At 33.5% G+C, this 23,670-nt stretch carries 26 protein-coding genes and 2 pseudogenes; 4 read left to right on the top strand and 24 right to left on the bottom strand.

What is annotated here, in order from left to right; translation table 11 throughout:
- Positions 1 to 829 precede the first annotated feature (829 nt).
- The 5 genes from DQM95_RS03070 to DQM95_RS03045 all read right to left on the bottom strand — a co-directional run bounded on the left by DQM95_RS03070 (position 830) and on the right by DQM95_RS03045 (position 3,290).
- Positions 830 to 1,129 carry a bacteriocin immunity protein gene (locus DQM95_RS03070; protein ID WP_012658037.1) on the bottom strand — a complete coding sequence of 100 codons (300 nt, stop codon included), beginning with the start codon at positions 1,127 to 1,129 and terminating at the stop codon, positions 830 to 832.
- Positions 1,130 to 1,131: 2 nt separating this feature from the next.
- Positions 1,132 to 1,377, bottom strand: a complete 246-nt coding sequence (locus tag DQM95_RS03065) for a garvicin Q family class II bacteriocin (RefSeq protein WP_012658036.1) — start codon at positions 1,375 to 1,377, stop codon at positions 1,132 to 1,134.
- A gap of 676 nt (positions 1,378 to 2,053) precedes the next feature.
- Complete coding sequence (locus DQM95_RS03055; RefSeq protein WP_012658034.1) at positions 2,054 to 2,254, bottom strand: hypothetical protein; 201 nt, start codon at positions 2,252 to 2,254, stop codon at positions 2,054 to 2,056.
- 10 nt (positions 2,255 to 2,264) lie between these two features.
- Positions 2,265 to 2,489 (bottom strand): Blp family class II bacteriocin, encoded by a 225-nt coding sequence (locus tag DQM95_RS03050; RefSeq protein WP_046388584.1) that lies wholly within the window; start codon positions 2,487 to 2,489, stop codon positions 2,265 to 2,267.
- 618 nt (positions 2,490 to 3,107) lie between these two features.
- A complete protein-coding gene (locus DQM95_RS03045) occupies positions 3,108 to 3,290 on the bottom strand; it encodes a ComC/BlpC family peptide pheromone/bacteriocin (RefSeq protein WP_111686027.1) in 183 nt (60 codons plus the stop codon).
- 281 nt (positions 3,291 to 3,571) lie between these two features.
- Here DQM95_RS03045 and DQM95_RS03040 point away from each other — a divergent pair, with 281 nt between their 5' ends.
- Positions 3,572 to 5,725, top strand: coding sequence for a peptide cleavage/export ABC transporter (locus DQM95_RS03040; protein WP_012658032.1), 2,154 nt, complete (start codon positions 3,572 to 3,574; stop codon positions 5,723 to 5,725).
- Positions 5,726 to 5,760: 35 nt separating this feature from the next.
- A complete protein-coding gene (locus tag DQM95_RS10210) occupies positions 5,761 to 5,907 on the top strand; it encodes a ComC/BlpC family leader-containing pheromone/bacteriocin (protein WP_080502297.1) in 147 nt (48 codons plus the stop codon).
- Positions 5,908 to 5,916: 9 nt separating this feature from the next.
- Here the strand turns inward: DQM95_RS10210 and DQM95_RS03030 are convergent, their stop codons facing one another.
- From DQM95_RS03030 to rplK, 18 genes and pseudogenes are all read right to left on the bottom strand, one after another.
- Positions 5,917 to 6,732, bottom strand: a complete 816-nt coding sequence (locus DQM95_RS03030; RefSeq protein ID WP_170123120.1) for a sensor histidine kinase — start codon at positions 6,730 to 6,732, stop codon at positions 5,917 to 5,919.
- 526 nt (positions 6,733 to 7,258) lie between these two features.
- Positions 7,259 to 7,999 (bottom strand): response regulator transcription factor, encoded by a 741-nt coding sequence (locus tag DQM95_RS03025; RefSeq protein WP_012658029.1) that lies wholly within the window; start codon positions 7,997 to 7,999, stop codon positions 7,259 to 7,261.
- Positions 8,000 to 8,241: 242 nt separating this feature from the next.
- Positions 8,242 to 8,381 (bottom strand): annotated as a pseudogene (locus tag DQM95_RS10205) (DNA mismatch repair protein MutT); the annotation flags it as partial.
- Positions 8,382 to 8,426: 45 nt separating this feature from the next.
- Positions 8,427 to 9,056, bottom strand: a complete 630-nt coding sequence (locus DQM95_RS03015; RefSeq protein WP_012658028.1) for an ATP-binding cassette domain-containing protein — start codon at positions 9,054 to 9,056, stop codon at positions 8,427 to 8,429.
- 602 nt (positions 9,057 to 9,658) lie between these two features.
- Complete coding sequence (locus DQM95_RS03005; protein WP_111685933.1) at positions 9,659 to 10,450, bottom strand: hypothetical protein; 792 nt, start codon at positions 10,448 to 10,450, stop codon at positions 9,659 to 9,661.
- Positions 10,451 to 10,508: 58 nt separating this feature from the next.
- Positions 10,509 to 10,895 carry a hypothetical protein gene (locus tag DQM95_RS03000; protein ID WP_012658025.1) on the bottom strand — a complete coding sequence of 129 codons (387 nt, stop codon included), beginning with the start codon at positions 10,893 to 10,895 and terminating at the stop codon, positions 10,509 to 10,511.
- 410 nt (positions 10,896 to 11,305) lie between these two features.
- The gene (era, locus tag DQM95_RS02995) at positions 11,306 to 12,205 is read right to left on the bottom strand and encodes a GTPase Era (RefSeq protein WP_012658024.1); all 900 of its coding nucleotides are present in this window, start codon (positions 12,203 to 12,205) and stop codon (positions 11,306 to 11,308) included.
- A gap of 21 nt (positions 12,206 to 12,226) precedes the next feature.
- Entirely contained in the window at positions 12,227 to 12,631 is a 405-nt protein-coding gene (locus DQM95_RS02990; RefSeq protein WP_037592387.1) for a diacylglycerol kinase family protein, read from the bottom strand.
- A complete protein-coding gene (gene ybeY, locus DQM95_RS02985; protein WP_012658022.1) occupies positions 12,609 to 13,109 on the bottom strand; it encodes an rRNA maturation RNase YbeY in 501 nt (166 codons plus the stop codon). Before ybeY ends, DQM95_RS02990 begins: the two co-directional genes overlap by 23 nt.
- Positions 13,110 to 13,201: 92 nt before the next feature.
- Entirely contained in the window at positions 13,202 to 13,777 is a 576-nt protein-coding gene (locus DQM95_RS02980; protein ID WP_012658021.1) for a uracil-DNA glycosylase family protein, read from the bottom strand.
- A 44-nt stretch (positions 13,778 to 13,821) separates the two neighbouring features.
- Entirely contained in the window at positions 13,822 to 14,901 is a 1,080-nt protein-coding gene (locus tag DQM95_RS02975; protein ID WP_012658020.1) for a PhoH family protein, read from the bottom strand.
- Positions 14,902 to 15,081: 180 nt separating this feature from the next.
- Positions 15,082 to 15,297 carry a YozE family protein gene (locus DQM95_RS02970; RefSeq protein ID WP_012658019.1) on the bottom strand — a complete coding sequence of 72 codons (216 nt, stop codon included), beginning with the start codon at positions 15,295 to 15,297 and terminating at the stop codon, positions 15,082 to 15,084.
- Positions 15,294 to 15,803: a peptide-methionine (S)-S-oxide reductase MsrA gene (gene msrA, locus DQM95_RS02965; protein ID WP_012658018.1), complete on the bottom strand. Its 510-nt coding sequence runs from the start codon at positions 15,801 to 15,803 to the stop codon at positions 15,294 to 15,296. The genes DQM95_RS02970 and msrA overlap by 4 nt, the downstream gene beginning before the upstream one ends.
- An 83-nt stretch (positions 15,804 to 15,886) precedes the next feature.
- Positions 15,887 to 16,741: a CvfB family protein gene (locus DQM95_RS02960; RefSeq protein ID WP_037592389.1), complete on the bottom strand. Its 855-nt coding sequence runs from the start codon at positions 16,739 to 16,741 to the stop codon at positions 15,887 to 15,889.
- Positions 16,742 to 16,855: 114 nt separating this feature from the next.
- Entirely contained in the window at positions 16,856 to 17,413 is a 558-nt protein-coding gene (frr, locus tag DQM95_RS02955; RefSeq protein WP_037592390.1) for a ribosome recycling factor, read from the bottom strand.
- 35 nt (positions 17,414 to 17,448) lie between these two features.
- Positions 17,449 to 18,177 (bottom strand): UMP kinase, encoded by a 729-nt coding sequence (gene pyrH, locus DQM95_RS02950; protein ID WP_012658015.1) that lies wholly within the window; start codon positions 18,175 to 18,177, stop codon positions 17,449 to 17,451.
- Between the two features lie 139 nt (positions 18,178 to 18,316).
- Positions 18,317 to 19,006 (bottom strand): 50S ribosomal protein L1, encoded by a 690-nt coding sequence (gene rplA, locus DQM95_RS02945; protein WP_012658014.1) that lies wholly within the window; start codon positions 19,004 to 19,006, stop codon positions 18,317 to 18,319.
- A gap of 105 nt (positions 19,007 to 19,111) precedes the next feature.
- The gene (gene rplK / locus DQM95_RS02940) at positions 19,112 to 19,537 is read right to left on the bottom strand and encodes a 50S ribosomal protein L11 (RefSeq protein ID WP_037592392.1); all 426 of its coding nucleotides are present in this window, start codon (positions 19,535 to 19,537) and stop codon (positions 19,112 to 19,114) included.
- A gap of 244 nt (positions 19,538 to 19,781) precedes the next feature.
- Here rplK and DQM95_RS02935 point away from each other — a divergent pair, with 244 nt between their 5' ends.
- A complete protein-coding gene (locus tag DQM95_RS02935; protein WP_012658012.1) occupies positions 19,782 to 20,138 on the top strand; it encodes a DUF3397 domain-containing protein in 357 nt (118 codons plus the stop codon).
- A gap of 28 nt (positions 20,139 to 20,166) precedes the next feature.
- Here the strand turns inward: DQM95_RS02935 and DQM95_RS10200 are convergent.
- Positions 20,167 to 21,630: pseudogene (locus tag DQM95_RS10200) on the bottom strand (DNA translocase FtsK); the annotation flags it as partial.
- A 1,040-nt stretch (positions 21,631 to 22,670) separates the two neighbouring features.
- Here DQM95_RS10200 and DQM95_RS02925 point away from each other — a divergent pair.
- Positions 22,671 to 23,483, top strand: coding sequence for a peptidylprolyl isomerase (locus DQM95_RS02925; RefSeq protein WP_037592394.1), 813 nt, complete (start codon positions 22,671 to 22,673; stop codon positions 23,481 to 23,483).
- The last annotated feature ends 187 nt before the right edge of the window (positions 23,484 to 23,670 follow it).

Raw genomic sequence — 23,670 nt, 5'->3', positions numbered from 1 at the left:
ATCTCCTATTTTACTTAATTCCTTTTGTTACATTAAAAAACTACCTTTTTTCTTTATAGCATTTAGTCATTTAATAAAAATCTTATCCCATTTGAGTAATAAAAAACCCAGGAAAAGACCTAAACAAAATGATTTCCAATCCATCTAACTACCTTTCAAAAATTTCAAAGTTAGCTAATAAAAGCTGACTTTGAGCATCCTTATCCGAAATCTTTCATGATTCAATAGTTTTCATATCTGTCATTGTTTTTTATGATTTTTAAGAAAATTTATCCCCCATAGAAGAAGGCCACTGAATATTAGAGAAATGATCAATCCAATACCACTAATCACTTGTTGATAAAATTCATGGACAGTAAAAACTCGATACAAGCAGAGAACAGCTAAAATCACAAAAAGAAGGATTAAAGTAATTTGTGTTTCGAGATTAGTTTGGCTCATGTTCATAAGCCTTTTTTCCTTTTCAATCTCTTTTGTAAAAAAATAATTACAGATTGCAGAGTTTACTAAGATCATACATAAAACAAAGCCACTTTGGAGAGATACATGCTTAAGCACATTATGATTTCTCACTAAATAATAGATAAGATAAAAAATGGGTACTTGTCCTGTAGCTAATCTTATTAATCTTAATTTATTTAATTTTTTGGTTTACCAATATTTTTCTCATTTCTATATTATTTTTAACAAGTCATCGCTCCACCAACTCCTCCTCTAACTGCTCCAATCGCTCCAGTTCCAAATGCATATGGACCTAAGAAAGCAGTACCTCCAGCTGTTGCTATATACCCTTCTCCAGCTCCAACAGCAATACCAGCAGCGCAAGTTCCTACCTTACTACACCAAATGAACCTATCCCTCTGCCAATGTTGAGTTCCTTTTCTTTAATGGCTGAAATTTTATTATAAAATTCATTTAGTTCACGACTCATCACTTCTTTTCTTGATATGTTCTTAACAGCTAACTGTCTTAACTCTTCTGATAATTCTAAGATATCTTTTTTTACATTTTTACTATTAACTATATTATCCTTAAATCTTGTAAGAATAACACGTTCTTCATTTTTTAGTGATTTACTTAAAATTAAATTATAAACATCATTTATAATTTCATTATTATCTATTTTCATGTTTACCCTCTATTTCCGTGGAAATAACCACCACCTAATGAAGAAACCCATCCATTTACTATAACATCTTTGGTAGCTTCAAAGTTACTTTTTGTGACAATATATCCCCATTCACCATTGGGATATCGACATGCATAACCGTTTGAACCAGGATAAACATACTTACAGACACCTTTAGCACCACCAATTACGGCAGAGAGATCTTTCACTGTTAATTCAGTGAATTGTTTACTACTCTTTGTTTTCATTTAGAATACCTCCTATATTTTTTATCTCGAGACTAATACAATTTAGCACTTTTCCTTTGCTAGTTTTTTTATTTTTCCTAAAAAGTCCAAATATAACTTAAACGGTATTATTTGACCACTTAAAAGTTCAATTTAAGTAATAAAATGTTATTTTGGCATTATAGTAATTTTTCAAGTATTTTTTGTCAAAATATTAATATTTGAGAATTTAGAAGAGAAATATTTTGTTTGTCTAATAAATGTTGAAAATTTTTGGATAGTTGCCTTTAATGAAAGATAGTGTTTATCTTTTGGTCTGGACAGGAGAAAACAGACTAATTCAAAAGTGACTGCACTAAGAATTAATTTCGTATATTTCCAAGAATCTATTTTTAATACATTTCCAAAGACAATTATTAAGATTGTTGTCAAACTAAGCGGAAGTAACCCTTTTAACAAAAGAAACATATTGAAAACAATATATTTATCTTTTTCTATTTTCATTATAGAGGTCAAAAAATAAAATGAGTAGTAAAATTGAAAGAGAATTTACCTTTTTTTCGTTATGTAATAATAGGAAAAATACTAAAAATACAACATATGATGATAATTTTCTAAACTCTTTTGCTTTTAAACTGTCATATAAAATAAAAAGTAATAAACATGAAAATAATATTATGAATAACGTGAAGGTCATTTAATTTGCCTTGTATGCTAAATATGCCCCTGCAGTAGTAAAACCAACGATGCATACCCCTTTTAAAACTGGATGAGGAACTTTACAATATTTTATTCCAGTTTGCAATCCACCCAGTCCTCCTAATACTGCATTCCCTGGTGCATTCCCCCCTACCACATCTAATAATTGTTGATTTGAAAGTACCAAATGTTTATCCATAACTATACTCCTATTTAAATCCTCCAGTAGCGCCAGTTACCCCTGCCCACAATGTAATTGCCGTCTTTGCTCCAATATATCCACATGCAAGTCCACAAACTGGAGCTCCTATTGCCGCGCCTGCTGCACCTGCTGCAAGAATACCACTAACATTGGCCTGCCAATTATTTTTCCCGCCAATAACTTTCTCAAGCAATTCTGTATCAATACTATCAAATTCGATATTTGAATTCATCAAAATGTCCACCTTTCTTTTCTGAAATAATAATTTTTCCAATATTATTTTCGTTAAAATACTTTATTATTCCACTCAAAATTGACAGGTAACCTCTAACTAATTACTACTTATCATAATTTTAAGTGTCATATCTTATAGTTATCAAACATTTTTTCTTGTTTGCTCTAATGTTTATCCGACTTATCTATATATTTTATTCCCCAAATCAATAAAACCGTGAAAATCATTGAAATAATACCAACAATGATTGTTATTATTTTTTGGTAAAACACTAAATTTTCAATACAAAAAAAAACGATAAAAACAAGTAATCCCTAAGGTAATAAAAATAACGATAAATATTAATTGAGAAAATAGTATGTTCGATGTCAAGTTTTCTTTTACTTTCTCTTTTCTTATCTCTTTTGTAAAAAAATAGTTACAGATTGCTGAGTTCACTAAGATCATACATAAAACAAATCCACTTTGGAAAGAAACATGCTTAAGCACATCATGATTTATCACTAAATAATAAATAAGATAAAAAATGGGTAATTGTCCTGTAACTAATCTTATTAATCTTAATTTATTTAATTTTTTTGGTTTACCAATATTTTTCTCATTTCTACATTATTTTTAACAAGTTATCGCTCCACCAACTCCTCCTATAACTGCTCCAATCGCTCCAGTTCCAAATGCATATGGACCTAAGAAAGCAGTACCTCCAGCTGTTGCTAATTCCCCTTCACCAGCTCCAACAGCAATACCAGCAGCGCAAGTTCCTACCTTACCCCAGTTAACTTTTCCCCTACCTTTAATTTCACAAAGATAGGTATTATTCAAATCTGAAAAATCTTCGAGTGTTTTTATGAAAATTTCCTTTCTCCATATCAGTATTTATCTCGAGATATACAAAATATATCACTTTCAAGTCTCGAAAAATGATTTTTCCCTAAATGGTTCAATTATTGCCTGAACGGCTCAAAATTTATTATTGATATTTCAATAAATACTAAATCATGTTATTTAGGTATTAATGAATTTTCATTGCAAAATCTTTGTCATAATGTAAATATTGGAATATTTAGAAGGGAAATATTATGTTCTACTATTACAAAAGCTATACTTCACAAGTTGACGAAAATGATTGTGGAGTGGCGGCATTAGCTTCTATTGCAAAATATTATGGATCACATTATTCTATTAGCTATTTTCGACAATTAGCTAATACTACACGCGAAGGAACTACAGCTCTTGGAATAATAAATGCAGCAAACGCACTTGGTTTCAAAACAAAAGCTATTAAAGCGGATATATCACTTTTTGACATTAAAAATTTGGATTTCCCATTAATTGTTCATGTCATTAAAAATAATGAATTGGCACATTACTATATTGTTTATAAATCATATAGAAATCACCTCCTCATTGGAGATCCTGATCCCTCAGTTAAAATCGTAAAAATGGCAAAGGATAAGTTTGCTGAGGAATGGACTGGGGTTGCCCTACTTTTTAAACCTAGTCGAAATTACTCTCCTACAAATCAAAATTTTTTCTCTCCTGTATCATATACAAAAGTCATTAGTAAGCGTCTTACACTGATTTTTCTGATAACAATAATTAGTTTAATAATTACTCTTATAAGTATATTATCTTCCTATTACCTACAAGCCACGATAGATTTCTACATTCCGAATAAAATGTTTTCTGCTTTAGAAATCATCACATTCGGATTAATTAGCACTTTCATTCTTCAAGAAATATTAACTTATTTTCGAGATTACCTACTTATCCTATTAAATCAAAAACTAAGTATTGATATAATATTAGCCTATATTCAACATCTTTTTAAATTACCTTTATCCTTTTTTTCAACTAGGCGAACTGGAGAAATAACCTCTAGATTTAATGATGCTAATTCTATTATAGATGCCATAGCATCAACTATATTAACGATTTTTCTGGATTTTTTGATGACAATTTGTGTCGGAATGACACTCTTTTTTCAAAATAAAATATTATTTACTATTACTTTAGTTGGAATTCCAATTTATACCATACTCATATTATCTTTTTATAAATCATTTAAGAAAATGAATCAAGAATTAATGCAAGCAAATGCATTGGTTAGTTCAACAATTATTGAAGATTTAAATGGTATAGAAACTATCAAAGCCCTATCTTGTGAAGAAAAAAGTTTTAAAAGAATTAATGATGAATTTAGAGAGGTCCTACAAAAATCATTTCGTTTACAAAAATTAACAGTACTTCAGAGTGCTTTAAAAAAAGGTACCCAACAAATATTAAATGTTATTATTTTGTGGGTTGGAGCAAAATTGGTTATCTCTGGAAAAATTTCAATTGGACAGTTAATTACTTTCAATGCACTACTTGTTTACTTCACTACTCCTATTGAAAATATAATAAATTTACAAAATAAGATACAATCTGCAAAAGAAGCAAATAACAGACTTAATGAAGTATATTATGAGAAATCAGAATTCGAAAATAATCAGAATACAAAATTAAAAATTGATAAACTTCGTACCATAGATTTAAAAAATATCTCCTTTAAATATGGGATTGGTCACGATCTCTTGAAAAATATTAATTTAACAATTAGGGAGGGAGAAAAAATTTGTATAATTGGAACTAGCGGCTCTGGAAAAACGACACTTGCAAAGTTGATTGTTGGTTTCCAAAAACCAACTGAAGGTAAAATAACTATTAATAATTATGATATGGATAAGATTAATAAAAAAACAATCCGATATTTTATTAACTATTTACCACAGCAACCCTATTTATTTACAGGGACGATAATAGAAAATTTGACATTTGGTATCTATAAAGATATCTCTCAAGAAAAAATTGAGGAAGCTTGTCGAATTGCTGCAATACTAGGAGATATAGAGAAAATGCCACTCAAATTTAATACCAAATTCAGTGATGGATTTGGCCTTTCTGGAGGACAAAAGCAAAGAATCGCTTTAGTTAGGGCATTGTTAAGTGATTCTCCCATTCTCATATTAGATGAAGCAACGAGTGGATTGGATATTCAAACAGAAAAATTGATTATAAATAATCTCTTGAAATTAAAAAATAAAACCATTATTTTTATAGCACATCGATTAGCTATCGCTGAGAAAACTGATCGAATTATTGTAATGAATAGAGGTAAAATTTCTGAAATGGGAAGTCATAAAGAATTAATTTCAAGAAAAGGTGCCTACTATCAATTATTAAATTCTTAAAAATCTTTTACAATAAGATAGGAAAAATAAATGTTATGAATAATTTTAAACAATTTTCAACACTTTCAGAATCGGAATTAAATCAAATAATTGGAGGAAAGTCATTGTGGCGGACAATAAATTCTATTTTTAATAAGACTACTAAAAATGCAGCAATTAAAATTGGAAACTTTTCAAGATAAAGATAGTTCCTATTCAAAAATAATTTCTAATATTTGTGTAAATTTATAGTCTAGGCTTTGGGTCTTTAAATTTACAGAATGATATTTTTTTAATATTCTTGATACCTTATAAAGTCCAATGCCTCTGCCCTTACCTTTAGAAGTTTCAAATTCATTAAAGATATTTGTTATATCAATTTGATTATTTCGAGTACTATTTTCAATGATACAGATTTGTCTATTACTATCCTCAAAAAATGCAAATGTTATCTTAGGGTTCTTTGATAAAAATGTTTCCTCAATTGCATTATCAATAAATATTGATACAATCGTTATAAAATCTATCAATTCCATCTCACAAATTGTTATTTTATAAGGAATTTCTAGAGAAACAGTTATTCCTTTTTCTTCCATTCGGATAAATTTAGAAGCCAATAAACTCTTCAGAGCTCTGTCTTCGATATTCACTAATCGTGTAATATCATACTTATGACTTTCCAATTCTCTATTTGAATCCTTTAAAACTTTTTCAAATACATCCTTTACAATAGTCATATCATCTTCTTCAATTCCAATCTTTAATGTTGATAAGATATTAGCATAATCGTGTCTAAAATGTCGTACCTGATCATACAACTCTTCAACATGTCGACTGTAATTTTCAAGGTTTTGAAATTGAATTTCTTTTTGAAAAATAATTTCTTTTTGAAGCTTCTCTCTAATTTGCTTGTCCAAAGAATTCAAAATACCTAAAAATAATAAAAAATATAAAGTTACAATAAGTTGACGATAAAATAGAGTATCAATTGCTAATTGATAATCAAAAAATGAAATGATCTGAATCATGAAATAGTAAGTTATCATAAAGAAATTTACAAATCTTATTAGTTTTTTCTCTTGTTTACTGAATTGTTGTTCTGAAAACGTTGAAAAATCATAATGAAAAGCTTCTAAAAATAAAACTAAAATTGTAACTGATAACAAATATACAGGTAGAAATAATAGACTTTTCTGAAAGTATGAATTAGTAATTCCCAAAATGGGTAATAGATAGAATACAATAGTTCGATAAATAAGATTCCATAAGGTAATTGGAAATAGAGCATAAAAGATAGTTAACAGGTTCACATTAAACTTATAGATATATGAAGTAAAAAGAAACATGTATAAAGGTAATGATAAATATGTAAATATATCACTAATAATCAATTTTTCATAAAAAAATACAAATAGTAATATCAATAATAGCCTTATTGATACTCCAATCACTACTTCATTAAATTTTATTTTTCTCTTTGTAATAAAATAAAATAAAAATATGGGGACAGCAATGTCACAAATTTTTTCCAAAATTGCTAAGAAGATAAACAGCTCATTTCTCCTTTCTTATGTTACTGATACTATTTGTAATAAACTTTAATTTTGAACGGGAAGCATAACACTTTATCCCTCTTTCAAAATAAATAGTTCGTTCTTTTTTATCAATTTTGACCACATTATTTGGGTTGATTATATAAGAACGATGAGATTTTAATAGTCTTGGTTCTTGTTTTAATACCTCAGAAATACTTCCATAAAATTCAATAATTTCATTTTTCCCGTGCAAGATAAGTCGATGTGATTCTGACGAAGTTTCAATAAAAAATATTTTTTCAAAAGGAATTTGCAGGATGTTATTTTGATTTTCAAAAAAGAATGAAGTCTTCATTGAATGACTATTGTTAATAACAAAATTTATTGCTCTTGTTATTCTTTCAATTTTTTCTTTCGTGCATAGGTTTTTATCAATAAAATCAAAGGCTTCCGTTTGATATCTAAAAGTTAAAGGCAAAAACTCTGAATGGCTTGAAATAAATACTATAATTGCTAAAGGGTCAAGTTCTTTAATCTTTTTTGCAGTTAATAGCCCTAACTTATCATTTTGACCTAATTCAATATCAAGAAAAAATAATTGATGATTTCCTCTTTCTTTCACATTATTTATTAAATCCTTCGGTTGTTCAAAAGTTTTAACTTTACAATTTTGCCTATTTTTTTGTAAAAGTATTTGTTTTATCAATTTTTCAAGGTAGAATAGCTGACTTAAATTGTCTTCCAGTATATAAATATTCACCTAAAACTCCAATGCATATATTATTTTGAATAATAACAAATGGTATTATTCAATTTCTTGAATTTTTTATTATCAATTATACATTTTAAACTAATTATTATCAATTATTTTTTATTTATTTTTCATCAATTGAAAATTTTGGCATTTATCATAATTTGTAGAGTCTTCTCTAATTCTATTCTTTTGCCAGTATTTTAAGTCAACAAAAAAACACAACCATTAAGCTGTGTTTCTCTTTATTCTTACCACCCTAATTTAAAAATGTTATTAAAATATTCTTTTAACATCAACCTGTGTTTGTCTGATATATTAATTAGAGAATCAATGTCATCTTTTGAAAAGAATTTTAATTTAAAGTCTCTTCGTTACTAAAATCTGTAAGAAAGAGTCTTAAAATTTTTCCTAGTACTTTCTCACACATCAAAGATTAATCCTTTTTAAGGATTTTTCCTTCCTGTACATGTATGATGGTGTCACATAAATCCTCAATATCATTTTTATAGTGGGAGGTCATAATAACTAAGCCTTTTTCTTTTTGTTTTTTGATCAACATTTTGGTTATTGCCACACTTTTTTCATCTAGAGCATTCATGGGTTCATCCAAAATCAGAATATCTGGATTATCCATAAAGGCTTGAATAATAACCATTTTTTTCTTTGTTCCTAAAGATAAATCTTTATAAGGAATATCCTGGTACTTTTCAATTTGAAAGAGTTTAATCCAATACTCTAAATCAATTGTTTTGGCATTTGGACATATTTTCTTTATTAATGTTAAATTTTCTTTTAGGGTAAAATAGGAAATAAATTCTTGATCACCAAGGACTAATCCCGTCTTTGATATCGTTCTGTTGCCTGGTCCAATGATTGTCCCATTTTGATAGACGAGCCCCTTTGTTAAACGGTGAAATCCCGTAATAGCCTTGAGAATCATTGTTTTTCCTGAACCATTGATACCAACTAGACCATAAACTCTCTGATTTTCAAACTTTAAACTGATTTCATCTAATAACACACGATTACCTTTTATTATGCTTCCATTTTGAATTTCTAACACCTGTAACCTCCTTTAAAGACAAAATAATAAGACATAGGATTGTGACGACTACCACGACAAGGAACAGTTTCATCAGCATATATCTAAAAATAATTTCAAGACAAATGAATAGAATAATTGCTAGATGGTCATTGCAGAAATAGACTATCCAAAAGTATGTTAATGTATCGACTAAAAACCATATACAAACGAGATAGGCCAAGCCCATAATCGTAACAGTCGTGGGTTTGATTACAAATAAGCTTGTAATGATGCAACCTATCAGATAAATGAAATCTCTGATATAAAAACCCATTAAAATGTTATATAGTGATAGTTGGTAGCAAAAAAGTGTATTTGAGTGATATTTTAGCATTCCTTTTATGGTGCTGGCCGTTTCCATTATTACCCGATAAGTTCTAAAAAAACTTAGAAAATAGAGACCCAAAAGCATAACAATGGTTAAATAGTGTAACTTTTGACCAGGAGAAAAAGAGAGTGGATTTAGAAACTGATTAATCACTAAATGAATCAAATCTAGATTTTTATTTTCATTGTAAGTTGTTAGCAATAGGAAACAAATTGTCCAAGTAAGAATGGTCGTTATCACTCTATATCGAAACTTATGTAATATCATAGGCATTTTTTCTTTTTAAATAAGCATAGAAGATACAAATTGGAAGGTAAGAGGCTAAAATCATCCATAAGGAAACATTGCCATAAGAAGTTATCATAATATGGGAAATAGGGACTAAATAAAAAGGCAAGAAGGAATATAATATGGGAGCTGTTCCCCACATAAATAGAAGATAAACGAGTGCAGATTTTGTAAAATTATTGAAATAATCAATCATCTTAAATATTAAGAATGACTCTGCTAAAAGTGCGAAAGACTTCACTAAAAAATAATAAATCAGATAATTTATAGTACTTGTCCCAAAAAAAGAAAGAATGGAATGGTTATTAAAATAATATTCAATTCCACTTAAAACAAATTTGCCAACTCCTTTAGATACAGTAATGATAAAGACTAAAATAAGGGAAAAAATAAATACACTAAGTATAGATAAAATAATCTTTAGTTTTTTTATTGTGGGATAATAGGATTGTGTCCTGCCCAAATAATAGCGACAATACCTATTTTTAAGGTAGTGATAAGCTTTTCCAATAACAATCATTAACAAGGGGAACATAAAAGATTGGAAAAAATTATATTCAAATAGTCCATTATTTAAAGATAAAAGACCATAAAAAAATTTGAACTTTACCGATTCTCCATGAACTTTGACAATATCTGCAGCACTGTCATCAAAAAACAAGATATGAAAGAAAGCTTGATTATAGATTAAGAGAAAAAATAGTAAACAGATTAAGAGAAAAGTTTTTTTATAAGGCAATAATTTTAGCGTAATCATTACTTCTCCTTTAAAATATCGGGAATAACAAATGAGTTATATTTTAATTTAATTCAATTTATTTTGAATCTGGAGACCAACTCCCATCGATAAAGAAGCCTTTATCCCAGAAGTTTTCTCGAGCCAAATTCAAATTATAGATGTAATGACTTTTCGCAAAGTTCGTGTAAACACCTCTCTGACCAGTCCAGGTCATATCGATATCGCTTCTTCTAACACCTTGCGAATTTGCTAGATAATGTTTTACTTTGATTTGTGGATTCTTAGATTCCAAATTAACAACATAATAACTATCATTCATTTTCTGCAGATAGCTTGTCCCACTAAAACTAGGTGTAATTCGAAAATGTGATAGTTGTCCTATTTGTCTTGCTCCAGCAAAGACACTATTTGTTGTAGCAAAAATGCTTGCTAAGAATAAGAAGAGACTTATCTTACGTTTCATCGTTGATACCTCATTTCTATTGTTTTGTTATTCCCTTACTTACTTATTCGATTTTAATGCTATTTCTTTTTTTATCATTTCAATTAATAAATGATATTTTACCATCATTTATACATTTTTCCTATAAGTCAAAAAAGTCCTGAAATCGCTACAAAACAAAGAACACAGCTCTTTTTAACTGTGTTCGTTATTTTGTATTAGTTATATTTTTGAAATTAAGCTGTTTTTCAACATTTGTTTCGAAAACCTAAAAAAACCCACTCTTTTTGGTTTCCTAACTCGGGTTAAAAACATCCACTGAATGTTTTTCTCGCTCTTCGGTTTCTAGGCTCAAACCTAAAAAAGTCCACTGGACTTTTTCTCGCTCTTCGGTTTCTAGGCTCAAACCTAAAAAAGTCCACTGGACTTTTTTAGTACTCTTTCTGATTATAGCCAAAGTCGGCTAGGTCTAATTTTTTGTCGCGCCAATTCTTTTTGACTTTAACCCATGTTTCTAGGTAGACCTTATCCCCTAACATGAGTTCAATATCTCGTCGAGCCATTTGGCCAATTTTCTTGAGCATCGAACCTTGTTTTCCGATAATAATGCCCTTTTGGCTATCACGTTCAACCATGATGGTTGCTCTAATATGAACTTTGTCGGTAACCTGATCACGTTTCATGGATTCTATCACAACTGCAACTGAATGCGGAATCTCTTGTTGTGTTAAGTGTAACACCTTTTCACGTATCATTTCGGAAACTAAAAATCGTTCTGGGTGGTCGGTAATTTGATCTTCAGGGAAGTATTGGAAGCCTTCTTCTAAGTTGTCTGTTAAGAGTGAGATCAAAGTTGGCACGTTGTTTCCTTGAAGGGCAGATATTGGCACCACTTCTTTGAAGTCCATTTGACTTCTAAAGTCATCAATTTGCTCTAAGAGTTGATCTGGGTGGACTTTGTCGATTTTATTAATGACTAAGATAACTGGAATTTTGGCATTTTTGAGCCGTTCCATGATCATGTCATCGCCTTTCCCCCTTTTCTCATCAGCAGGCACCATAAATAAAACAGTGTCGACTTCTCTTAAGGTACTATAAGCTGACTCGACCATAAAATCACCAAGTGCCGTTTTGGGTTTATGAATTCCAGGGGTATCAATAAAAACAATTTGTTCTTTATCTGTAGTGTAAATCCCCATAATTTTATTACGGGTCGTTTGCGCTTTATCACTCATGATGGCAATCTTTTGACCCATAACATGATTCAAAAAAGTTGATTTGCCGACATTTGGTCGACCTAAGATGGCAACAAAGCCTGATTTAAATGACATATAAACTCCGATTTCTGATAGTTAAAATATAAGGGCAAAAATTTTGGGCAAAAAGATGATTAGTCCTGTTAATACCGCATAAAGCGACATCACAAGAACAGCACCTGCAGCCATGTCTTTTGCTTTCTTGGCTAACATTGAAAAGTGATAACTACTGGCTAAATCCACAACATTTTCAATAGCCGAATTGACGATTTCCAAACAAATCACCAAGAAAATGGCCAACAGTAAAAAGAGCCATTCCACCGCCGAAATCTTAAAGATAATACCAGCAAAACTGGCTAAAAAGGCTGATACTAAATGACTTTTTAAATTGCGTTCTTCTTGAACAGCCGTTAATATCCCCGTTAGTGCGAACTCTAAGCTTGAAGTGACTGTTCTATTTTTCCATTTGCGTTGGGAATTATGATTGTCTTGTAAGGCCATAAGCAGTTAATATCTCTTCCTGTAGTGTGAACATTTCTTTTTCTTCTTCAGGCGTGTAATGATCATAACCATTGATGTGCAAAAAGCCATGAACAGCTAAGAAGCCCATCTCTCTTTCAAAGGAATGACCATACTCTTGAGCTTGTTCCTTAGCTTTATCGATGGAAATGAATAATTCTCCAATGTAAGCATCAAACTCAGACAGCATTTCTGCTAGGTCAGGATTTTCTTCCAAGTCCCTTTCATCAAACAAAATAGGAGATTCCGGTTTGTATTCTAAAGAAATCACATCGGTTGGACGATCCGTATCACGGTATTCCAAATTCAATTCATGACTTCTTTCATTTGTGACAAAGGTCACTGACATTTCTTTTTCGTCTTTACCCGTTTTTCGAGCAGCAAAGTTGAGCAAATCAAGCGTTTGCTCCATAATCTCTTGCGAAACCAAACCAGTTTCGTCAATCATCTCAATGTACATAGTTTCTTCTTTCCAATGCTTTTGTCAGTCCATTATATCATAAGAGCCGATAAAATGGGAGTGGAGCTACCAAGAGGCAAGTTTAAGGGCATTTATGAACGGAGAATCTTTTGTACTTTCTTTTGCAATTGCGGGACAACTTCCTCTTCAAACCAGGGATTTCTCTTAAGCCAAATCTGATTTCGTGGAGAAGGATGCACTAAAGGAAAGTATGTTGGTAGATAATCTTGAAAGGCTTTTACAGTCTCTGTCAGGTTTTTCTTCTGACGCTCACCCAAATAATAGTTTTGGGCATATTGGCCAACTAAAATGATTAACTCAACTTCTTCTAAACGATCTAATAGCCTTTTATGCCATTTTGGAGCAAAATTTTTGCGAGGTGGTAGGTCACCTGACTTTCCTTTACCAGGATAATAGAAATCCATTGGTAAAATGGCAAAATGGCCAGAGTAATAAAAAGTATCATTATCGACGCCTAACCACTCTCTCAGTTTCAGACCACTACGATCATTCCAGAATAATTTGGTCTCCTGTGCTATAATTCCAGGTGCCTGACCAACGATGACAATTTTTGCAGTTTTGGGCGAGGAATACAGTGGCTCTATCCCTTTTTCCGTGTAGGCCTTATTATCTGGATCAGCCATAATCTCTTTGAAAATCTTGTCCACGATGCGCTCCTTTCACAAAAAGCTCTTCATAAGAAGAGCTCGTTTTATTTGTCAATCTTATCTTCAGGTAATTCTCCGATAACCTCATAGCTTGTTAAGCCAGATGTCTGAGCATTTTCTTTTGGTATGTCATGTTGATTCTGTCCCGCGCCAGCCATATCACCGCCTCTTTCCTTATGCTCATAGGCTTTGATGATATCAGCTACCACTGGATGTCGTACAACATCACTTGCAGAAAAGTAAACAAAATCAATGGCTTTGATGTGTTGTAACTTTTGACTAGCATCTACGAGACCTGATTTTACTTTTTGCGGTAAGTCAATCTGACTGGTATCACCATTGATAATCATTTTGGAATTGAAACCAAGACGGGTTAGGAACATTTTCATTTGCATGATGGTTGTATTTTGGGCTTCATCCAAAATGACAAATGCATCCTCTAAGGTTCTTCCACGCATATAAGCGAGGGGGGCAATCTCAATAATGTCACGTTCCATCAGTCGAGTCGTCTGTTCTTTGCCTAGAATCTGATAAAGGGCATCATAAACTGGTCTGAGGTAAGGATCCACTTTCTCTTTTAAATCACCTGGTAAAAACCCTAAGCTTTCGCCAGCTTCAACTGCAGGTCTGGTCAATACAATCCGTTTAACCTGTCCTCTTTTTAAGGCTGTAACGGCTAGAGTGACTGCCAAAAAGGTTTTTCCTGTCCCCGCAGGGCCAATCCCAAAGACAACATCGTGTTTTTTAACACTATCAACGTAGACTTTTTGTCCCAGTGTTTTGACACGAATGGCTTTACCATTATTATCTTTGATAATTTCTTCTTCATAGAGAGCCACAAATTTATCGATGGTCCCTTTTTCAGCCATGGAAAGCGCTGTGACTACATCTGAAGTATTTACCATCATGCCTCTACCCACTAGCACTTGCAGAGCTTGGATAGTTAGTCGTGCCAGTTCCACATTGTCATGGTCATCGCCAATAATCTGAACGCGTTCTGTTCTTGCATGAATGATAACTTCTAAATGGTTTTCAATTAGTTTTAAGTGACGCTCATTGCTGCCAAATAAAGCTAAAACATCATCTGGATGATTAAGTGTGATTTCAACAGAGTATTCTTGCAAAAGTGTCTTCCTTTTCTATCAATATCTACTTTCATTATAACAAAAAAATAAGAAGGTGTGATTATAAATCCTTTTTAAAAGAAAAGAGAAGACAGTGATAACTTTTAAAGTTTACATGGCATGCCTTCCTAACAAAATGAGCAACTAAAAAAAGCCTGCCCATATTGGCAAAGCTCTGTTTTAATGATTAAGATAGTCTTCCCAAATAGCATCAAAGTGACCTAAGTTAAAGGAAAAAATGGCTTGATCCTCTAAATAACGACTGATTACCTCAAAATCATCGCTATGTTTGGGAAATGTTGTATCGTCAAAAGCTAAATCTGCTAATATTGCCACCGGTTCATCCGATTTGGGATTCCGTTGTGTCATTAACCAGCTGTAAAAGGATTTTCTCAATGCCAATTCTCCTCTAAAAAGTCGTGTCTTTGTTTACTGCTCTGCGCATAGCGTTCTGGATTCTTTCTGTAAAAAGCTTGGTGATAGTCTTCTGCTAGGTAAAAAGGCTGAGCCTCTTCAATTTGAGTGACAATTGGGTCTTGAAAGCGACCTGATAACTGTAAGTTTTCTCTGGATTGCTCGGCTATTTCCTTTTGGCGCTCGTCAAAATAGAAAATAACGGGGCGATAATTATCACCACGATCCTCGAATTGGCCAAAGGCGTCTGTCGGATCTGTTTGCTGCCAGTATAGTTCAACCAAATCAGAATAATCTATTTTTTGAGGATCAAAAATAATCTCAACGGCTTCGGTATGCCCTGTTGTTTTAGAACAAACTTGCTCATAGCTTGGATTAGGTACATGTCCACCTGTATAGCCACTGCGTACGGAAACAATCCCATCCAATTCTTCAAAAGGTTGAACCATACACCAAAAACAACCACCGGCAAAAATAGCTCTTTCCATAACTGCTCCTATCACAAAATCTAATGGACTTATTGTAGCAAAAAACTTTGCCCAGAGCAAAGTTTTTTAATTCTATCACTGCTTTATATTAATTCAGTGCCACTTGCATCCTGCTTAATGCGTTTTGCTTTCATCAACCCACCCAGTGCTTTTTTAAATTGACCTTTTGAAATGCCAAAGGTCGCTTTGATCTCATCCGGTGTCGATTTATCATTTAAAGTCATAAAGCCACCATTTGATTCTAAATAGGTAAGAATCATTTGGGCATCATTTTCTAACATTTCAAATGATCGTGGTTTTACGGATAAATTTAAGGTTCTGTCTACCTCTCTGAAACCAATAACGCGAGCATCTAGAACCTGTCCAAGACGTGGCTCCTGATAACGCTCACTCGGGTGTATGTAGCCCAACATGTTATTTTCTGGTAAATAAACAAAGGTTCCTGATAATTTTAGGCGATAGACAATCGCAGGCCAGTTTTGATTTTGCATATTGTTATAAGCGGGATCAGCCATTTTTTGAAATACTTCTGGTTCAGCAGGGATTCCCCAGATGCGATCCTTTTTATCTACTTCCAGTTTGATGTAAAGACGGTCTCCTTTTTTAGGCCATAATTCCTTCATCTCAGGTAAAAGGTCTAAAGAGACAACAATTTCTTTTTCCGGAATGCCTGTATCGACGAAAACCCCCAAATCACGTCGTACATCAACAACATCGCCCCAACCGTAACTATCCCGAGTTGATTGAATGGCTTTTGTTGTCATCCGTAATTTTTGTTTCATATCCAAATAGACAAATCCGGTTACCATGTCACCAATGGCATGTTGGCCCTCTTCTTTGGACAAGGTGATGATAAAACCATCCTTTTGAACAAAGTAAGACTGTTCATTTTCTTCCCTAATTAATCCGGTAACTGTTGTTGCTAATAATTCATTCATGTTTTTTTCTTTCTTTTAAAAAAGGAGACAACCGTTCAAAACAAAGATTTTTGAAATGATTGTCTACCTCCTTTTATGATAATGATATTGTTGAAAAAGGACTATCTGCCATTATTAGACAGTTAACAGTTCTTTTTCTTTTTCAGAAGTCATGCCGTCAATATGCTTGATAGCTTGGTCAGTTGCTTTTTGGATATCTTTTTCCAAAGCTTTCAACTCATCTTCTGTAATTTCTTTGTCTTTTTCTTGTTTTTTAGCTTCATCCATAGCATCACGACGGATGTTACGAATGGCAATCTTTTGATTTTCGCCGACTTTTTTCACTTCTTTAGCCAATTCTTTACGTGTTTCTTCCGTCAATGCTGGAATAACTAAACGGATAACAGAACCGTCATTTGCCGGAGTAATCCCTAAATCAGAAGCATTGATGGCACGTTCAATATCTTTGATAGATGATTTATCAAATGGTGAAATCAATAATACACGAGCTTCTGGAACTGTGATTGAAGCTAACTGATTTAAAGGTGTTGGAACCCCATAATATTCAACTTGAATACGATCTAATAAACTTGCATTTGCACGACCTGCACGAATACTTGCATATTCACGTGATAATGATTGAAATGATTGTTCAAAGCGTTGGTTTGCTTTTTCTATAATAGCATTTGCCATGTTTTCTTTTTTCTCCTTAAATACTGATAATCTCTTTAGTCGTTTGCTTTATTGGAAACTGTCGTTCCGATATGTTCTCCAAAAACAACACGTTTGATATTGCCCGCTTCATTCATATTGAAGACGACAAGGTCAATATCATTATCCATTGAAAGTGTTGAGGCTGTTGCATCCATAATTTTTAGGCCACGTTTAATGACTTCACCATGGGTCAATTCATCAAATTTAACAGCATTGGCATCTTTTCTTGGGTCAGCATTATAGACCCCATCAACGCCATTTTTGGCCATCAAAATGGCATCTGCTTCAATTTCCGCAGCTCGTAAGGCCGCAGTTGTGTCCGTTGAAAAATAAGGGGATCCAATACCAGCTCCAAAAACAACTATACGACCTTTTTCGAGATGACGTAAGGCACGTCCTCTGATATAGGATTCTGCAACATTTTGCATCGGAATAGCTGTTTGTACGCGTGTGTCAACACCATAATGTTGAAGGCTATCTGCCATAACTAAGGCATTCATGACTGTTCCAAGCATTCCAGTGTAGTCAGCTTGAACACGGTCCATACCTGCTTCTGCAGCTGGCTCGCCTCGCCATAAATTACCACCACCAATTACAAGTGCAATTTGAACACCCGATTGGTGAACTTCAGCAATTTCTTTAGCAATGGTTTGTACCGTTGGGATATCAATTCCAACACCTTTATCACCCGCTAAGGCTTCACCGGATAATTTGATTAAAATACGTTGATATTTTGGTTCCACTATGTTTATCTCCTTATTTTGTCTTTACTATTTTACCATAAATGATGAAATATGAATAGGACAATGGTTAGGAGTCATTAAGAAATTTTGACTGCTAATCAAACAAAAAAACTATCCGAAGATAGTTTTTTTCTTGTCATTATAATGATGATGGGTCAACTTTGATACCAACACCTTGTGTTGATGTGATTGACACGTTTGTCATATAAGTACCTTTAGCTGTTGATGGTTTTGATTTAACCATAACATCGTTGAAAGCTTTAAAGTTTTCAACAAGTTTGTCAGCATCAAATGATACTTTACCGATGATAGCTTGAACGTTACCAGCTTTATCAGCACGGTAAGTGATTTTACCACCTTTAGACTCTTCAACTGCTTTAGCAACATCCATAGTTACTGTACCAGTTTTAGGGTTTGGCATTAAGTTACGAGGTCCTAAGACACGTCCTAAACGACCAACGATTGCCATCATATCTGGTGTTGCAATAACAACATCAAAATCAAGCCATCCGCCATTGATTTTAGCTACTAAATCATCTTCACCAACGAAGTCTGCACCAGCAGCTTTAGCTTCTTCAGCTTTAGCACCACGTGCAAATACAAGAACACGTTGTGTTTTACCAGTTCCGTTTGGCAATACCATTGCACCACGGATTTGTTGGTCAGCTTTACGAACATCAATGTTTAAGTTGTAGGCAACTTCTACAGATGCGTCAAATTTTGCGAAGTTAGTTTCTTTGATTAATGCTACAGCTTCTTCTACACTGTACGCTTTTGTGCTATCCACTTTTTCAAGTGCTGCACGCATTTGTTTGCTTTTTTTAGCCATTTTAAAATTCTCCTTGTAATGTGGTCATATCGATTTGATTTAAAATCTCCCACGTCACTCATCAAATTATGATGAAGTCTTGCGGGTAATAGGGTTCAAAACTGATTAGTCAGTTACTGTGAATCCCATTGAACGAGCAGTACCTTCGATCATACGCACTGCAGACTCAAGGTTTGCAGCGTTTAAATCTGGCATTTTAGTTTCAGCAATTTCTTGTACTTGTGCACGAGTAACTGTTGCAACTTTCGTTTTGTTAGGTGTGCCTGATCCTTTTTCAACACCTGCAGCTTTTTTCAATAGAACTGCTGCTGGCGGAGTTTTTGTGATGAAATCAAACGATTTGTCTTCATAAACTGTGATAACAACTGGGATGATCATACCAGCTTGATCAGCTGTACGAGCGTTAAATTCTTTAGTGAATCCCATAATGTTGATACCTGCTTGACCAAGTGCTGGTCCAACTGGTGGAGCTGGTGTTGCTTTACCAGCAGGAATTTGAAGTTTTACAAGTTTTTCGACTTTTTTAGCCATTTTTAAAATCCTCCTGTTGTGGTTTTGGCGGTAATTAAGATTTTTACCTCCCACAGGTATGCATATAGCATACCTTACTATTATACACTAGTTCTCAAAAAATGCAAGCTAAATTGTGTGAATTCTGATTAAATATATTTAGTCATTCAAGTCACTTCTATTTTATATAAAAGTGATCAGATATTTTAGAATCAGTAGATAATAAAGAGTTTACAATACCCTAGAAAGGGTATAAAATAAAAGCATGATAACCTATAAATTAATTGCACTTTTATTTATTGTTTTGACACCCCTTTTTTCCCAAATCATGGTAAAACTGTTTCGTCTTGAGCGCTATGGGATTAAATTCCCTGACCTAGCATTTGTATTGTTTGCTCTTGAAATTGCTCTTGTATCTGGGAAATTTTATGATAACAACCTACTTCCTTATTATTTTATTGTCCTATCATTGCTAGCTATTGCAATTTCCTTAACGCTAGTAATGAAGTCACAAAAGTTTCATTACCCTCGTTTTTTTAAATTATTTTGGCGAATTGGCTTTTTAATCACTCTGTTTGCTTATCTGGTTTTAGTTATCCTGATTTTTAGCACAAAAGTATAAAAAGATTGACTATCTCTAGTCAATCTTTTTATTGTGTTTGCAATACTTTTCGAGGTTTCGTTCCTTCTGCTGGTCCGATGACTCCAGCTTCTTCGAGTTCATCCATTAAACGAGTGGCACGATTGAAACCAACCGAAAGACGTCTTTGAATCATTGAAGCAGAAGCTTTTTGGGTTTCTAAAACAAGGGCTTTTGCTTCTTCAAAAAGTGGATCACCTTCTGAAGCATCAGCTGAGCCAGAAGAAAAATCATTTTCAGTCACTTCACCAGGATCAAAAGCATCATCGTAATCTGCATCAGCTTGATTTTTGATAAAGTCAACAATGCGTTCCACGTCATCATCAGAGATAAACGACCCTTGAAGGCGGACTGGATGGTTCTCATCAATTGGTTTAAATAACATATCCCCACGCCCAAGTAATTTTTCCGCACCATTCTCATCTAAAATCGTACGGCTATCTGTTCCAGATGAAACCGCAAAAGCGATCCGTGAAGGAACGTTAGCTTTAATTAAACCAGAGATAACGTCAACTGACGGACGTTGTGTGGCTAAGATCATGTGAATACCAGCTGCACGCGCTTTTTGACCTAAACGAATAATAGCATCTTCTACCTCTTTGCTAGCAACCATCATTAAGTCTGCTAACTCATCGACAATAACAACGATGAGAGGCAATGGTATTTGTTTTTGTTCCGACTGACTATTATAATCTTCTACTTTTGCATTATAACCAGCAATATTACGAACCCCCACTTTACTAAAGAGTTCGTATCGGTTTTCCATTTCGTCAACAACCTTCTGCAAAGCCTTACTAGCTTTTCGAGGATTGGTAACGACTGGAATTAACAAATGAGGAATATCATTATATACCGAGAGTTCAACCATTTTTGGATCTACCATCAAGAATTTAACTTGATCAGGTCTTGCTTTCATTAAAATGCTAGATATAATACCATTGACAGCTACTGATTTCCCAGAACCTGTAGAGCCAGCTACTAATAAATGAGGCATCCGTGTTAAATCAAAGCTACGAGCCTTCCCATTGACAGCTTTTCCTAAAGGTACTTCTAAAAGTTTGTCTTCAGAAGTATTGGACTGTTCCCACAACTCTCTGAAAGATACAGTAGCAATCTCCGAATTAGGCACTTCAATCCCTACTAATGATTTACCAGGAATAGGCGCCTCGATACGAACATCCTTAGCTGCTAAGGCTAAGGCCAAATCATCTGCCAAGTTGGAAATGCGATTAACGCGAACTCCGACTGCAGGTTTTATTTCATATTTGGTAACAGAAGGGCCAATTTCAGCACGTTCAACCTTAACATCAATACCAAAACTCCTGAAGGTGTCTTCTAAAACTTTAATATTCTTACGCACCAAGTTCTTTTCTTTGGATTGGTCTTTTGGTCGGTCCGGTGCAAAAAGATCAATAGTGGGCAATTTGTATAGAAGGTTTGCTTTGGCTGTGAAATCAACCTCGACAGGTTCATCGTCACCATCCTCTGCCATCATCTCATCCAGAGGGTTCCCATCAGCTATACTGTCCTGACCTTGACTTATATTTTCCAAATCATCTAAAGGAAAATCAATCAATTCTGAAGCAGGATGAGACTCATAAGCAATAATTTCAGGTTCCAGCATTTCCATTTGATTTTCTTGTCCCTCAAGTGGAATGATATCTGTGTGTTCTAAAATCTCACCTGTTTCATAGTCCACCGAACGATTCTGCATTTGCAATGCTTGTTCAGCTTCCATAGCTTCTCGTTCCAATTGTTCTTGCGCAGCCTGCGCTTTTGCCTCTTCCCGTTTAATAAAGCTCTCCTCTTTTTTGCGATAATGGTAATCGGCTAAGCCTTTCAACCAAGACTTAGCAAAATGAGCCAAGTCGTAAACATCCCAAGGAGTCATTAAAAAAATTCCCAAGAGGATAATTAGAGCACCGATGAAAAAGGAACCAATGTTTGAAAACAAGAAGGAAACCGGTTTGTAGAGCAAGGCCCCAATCATACCGCCACCAACAAAGGTTTCGATTTTAAAATGCAGTAAATCCCTGGTCACAAGACGGGCTGTCCAGGTAAAAATTTCTTTGTCCTTAATTGTCGGTAAGGCAAAAAGATAAGCGTGCCACTCAATTAACAAGCCAATAAAGGTTGTGATAAAACCCGCAATTAACCCTTCTTGCTGACGAAGCCATTTGAAGAGGAAAAGATAGGTAATCACGGCAAAAATAAAGAGATAAGCCAAACTACCTACCATGAATCGGATAACATTATAGGCTGTAATCCCAAAAATACCTAATCTGATTGCAGCAAAAAGCAAAACGAAAGCCAATAAGATGGAAAAAACCATTCGTTTCACTGCTTTTTGTTTTTCAATTTCTGCTTTTGTTTGGCGCTTTTTTCCAGCACCTTTTTTCTGTTGATTTCTTATAGCCATGCAACCATTATACCATTTTTTAGTAATAATTAAATATACTTATCATTAGAGCAGCTTTGTGATAAAATAAAGAAAAATCATATCGAGGAGTCTCCATGAAAAAGATTATTTCCTTCGCACTGTTAACACTTAGCCTATTTAGTTTAAGTGCTTGCGAAAGTATTGACCGTGCCATTAAAGGTGACAAATATGTTGATGAACAAATTGCCAATAAAAAAAACGAGCAAGCTGCCAAAGCATATGAAGCACAGATTCAAAAAGCAATGGTTGCTGACAAAGATGACTTCCCTCAACTCTCCACTGAATTGAAAGATAATCAAGCACAGGTTCTCTTAAAAACGAGCAAAGGTGATATTACCATCAAACTCTTTCCAAAATTTGCCCCACTTGCAGTTGAAAATTTTTTGACTCATGCAAAAAAAGGTTACTATAACAATCTCACCTTCCACCGAGTTATTTCTGACTTTATGATTCAATCTGGAGATCCAAATGGTGATGGGACAGGTGGTCAATCCATCTGGAATGGTAAGGATCCTAAAATTGATTCTGGAAACGGCTTTGCCAATGAAATCAGTCCTTACTTATATAACATTCGAGGTGCTCTTGCCATGGCAAATGCTGGGGCAGATACAAATGGTAGCCAATTCTTCATCAATCAAAACAGTGAAAATCAGGAAAAGGCTCTTTCCAAAGAACATTATCCAAAACCCATTATAGAAGCTTATCATAAGGGTGGAAATCCTAGTTTAGATGGCTCTTATACTGTTTTTGGTCAAGTAACTGCTGGCATGGATGTCGTTGATGCCATTGCTAAGTCAGAAGTTGATGCTAATGATAAACCTAAAGAAAATATTGTTATCACATCAATTACCATTCAAAAAGATTATGATTTTAAACACAAAAATTAAAAGGATAAAATGATTGTATTTAGGGTCTCGTAAAGAAAAGCTAGTCATAAAAGTTAATACAATAGACTTCTTTCAATCTCTATTGATGATTACAAATCAATTGCTTACTGAGGACTTTTGGTTTTAGATTTCAATATCATTTAAAAAGTTTAATCTGGGCTTGTTCAATAGATGCTAAATGTGCATC

This window comes from Streptococcus uberis (assembly GCF_900475595.1).
GTDB classification, from domain to species: Bacteria; Bacillota; Bacilli; order Lactobacillales; family Streptococcaceae; genus Streptococcus; species Streptococcus uberis.
The sequence above is the reverse complement of the archived record's forward strand: the minus strand, read 5'-3'. Positions and strand labels throughout refer to the sequence as shown.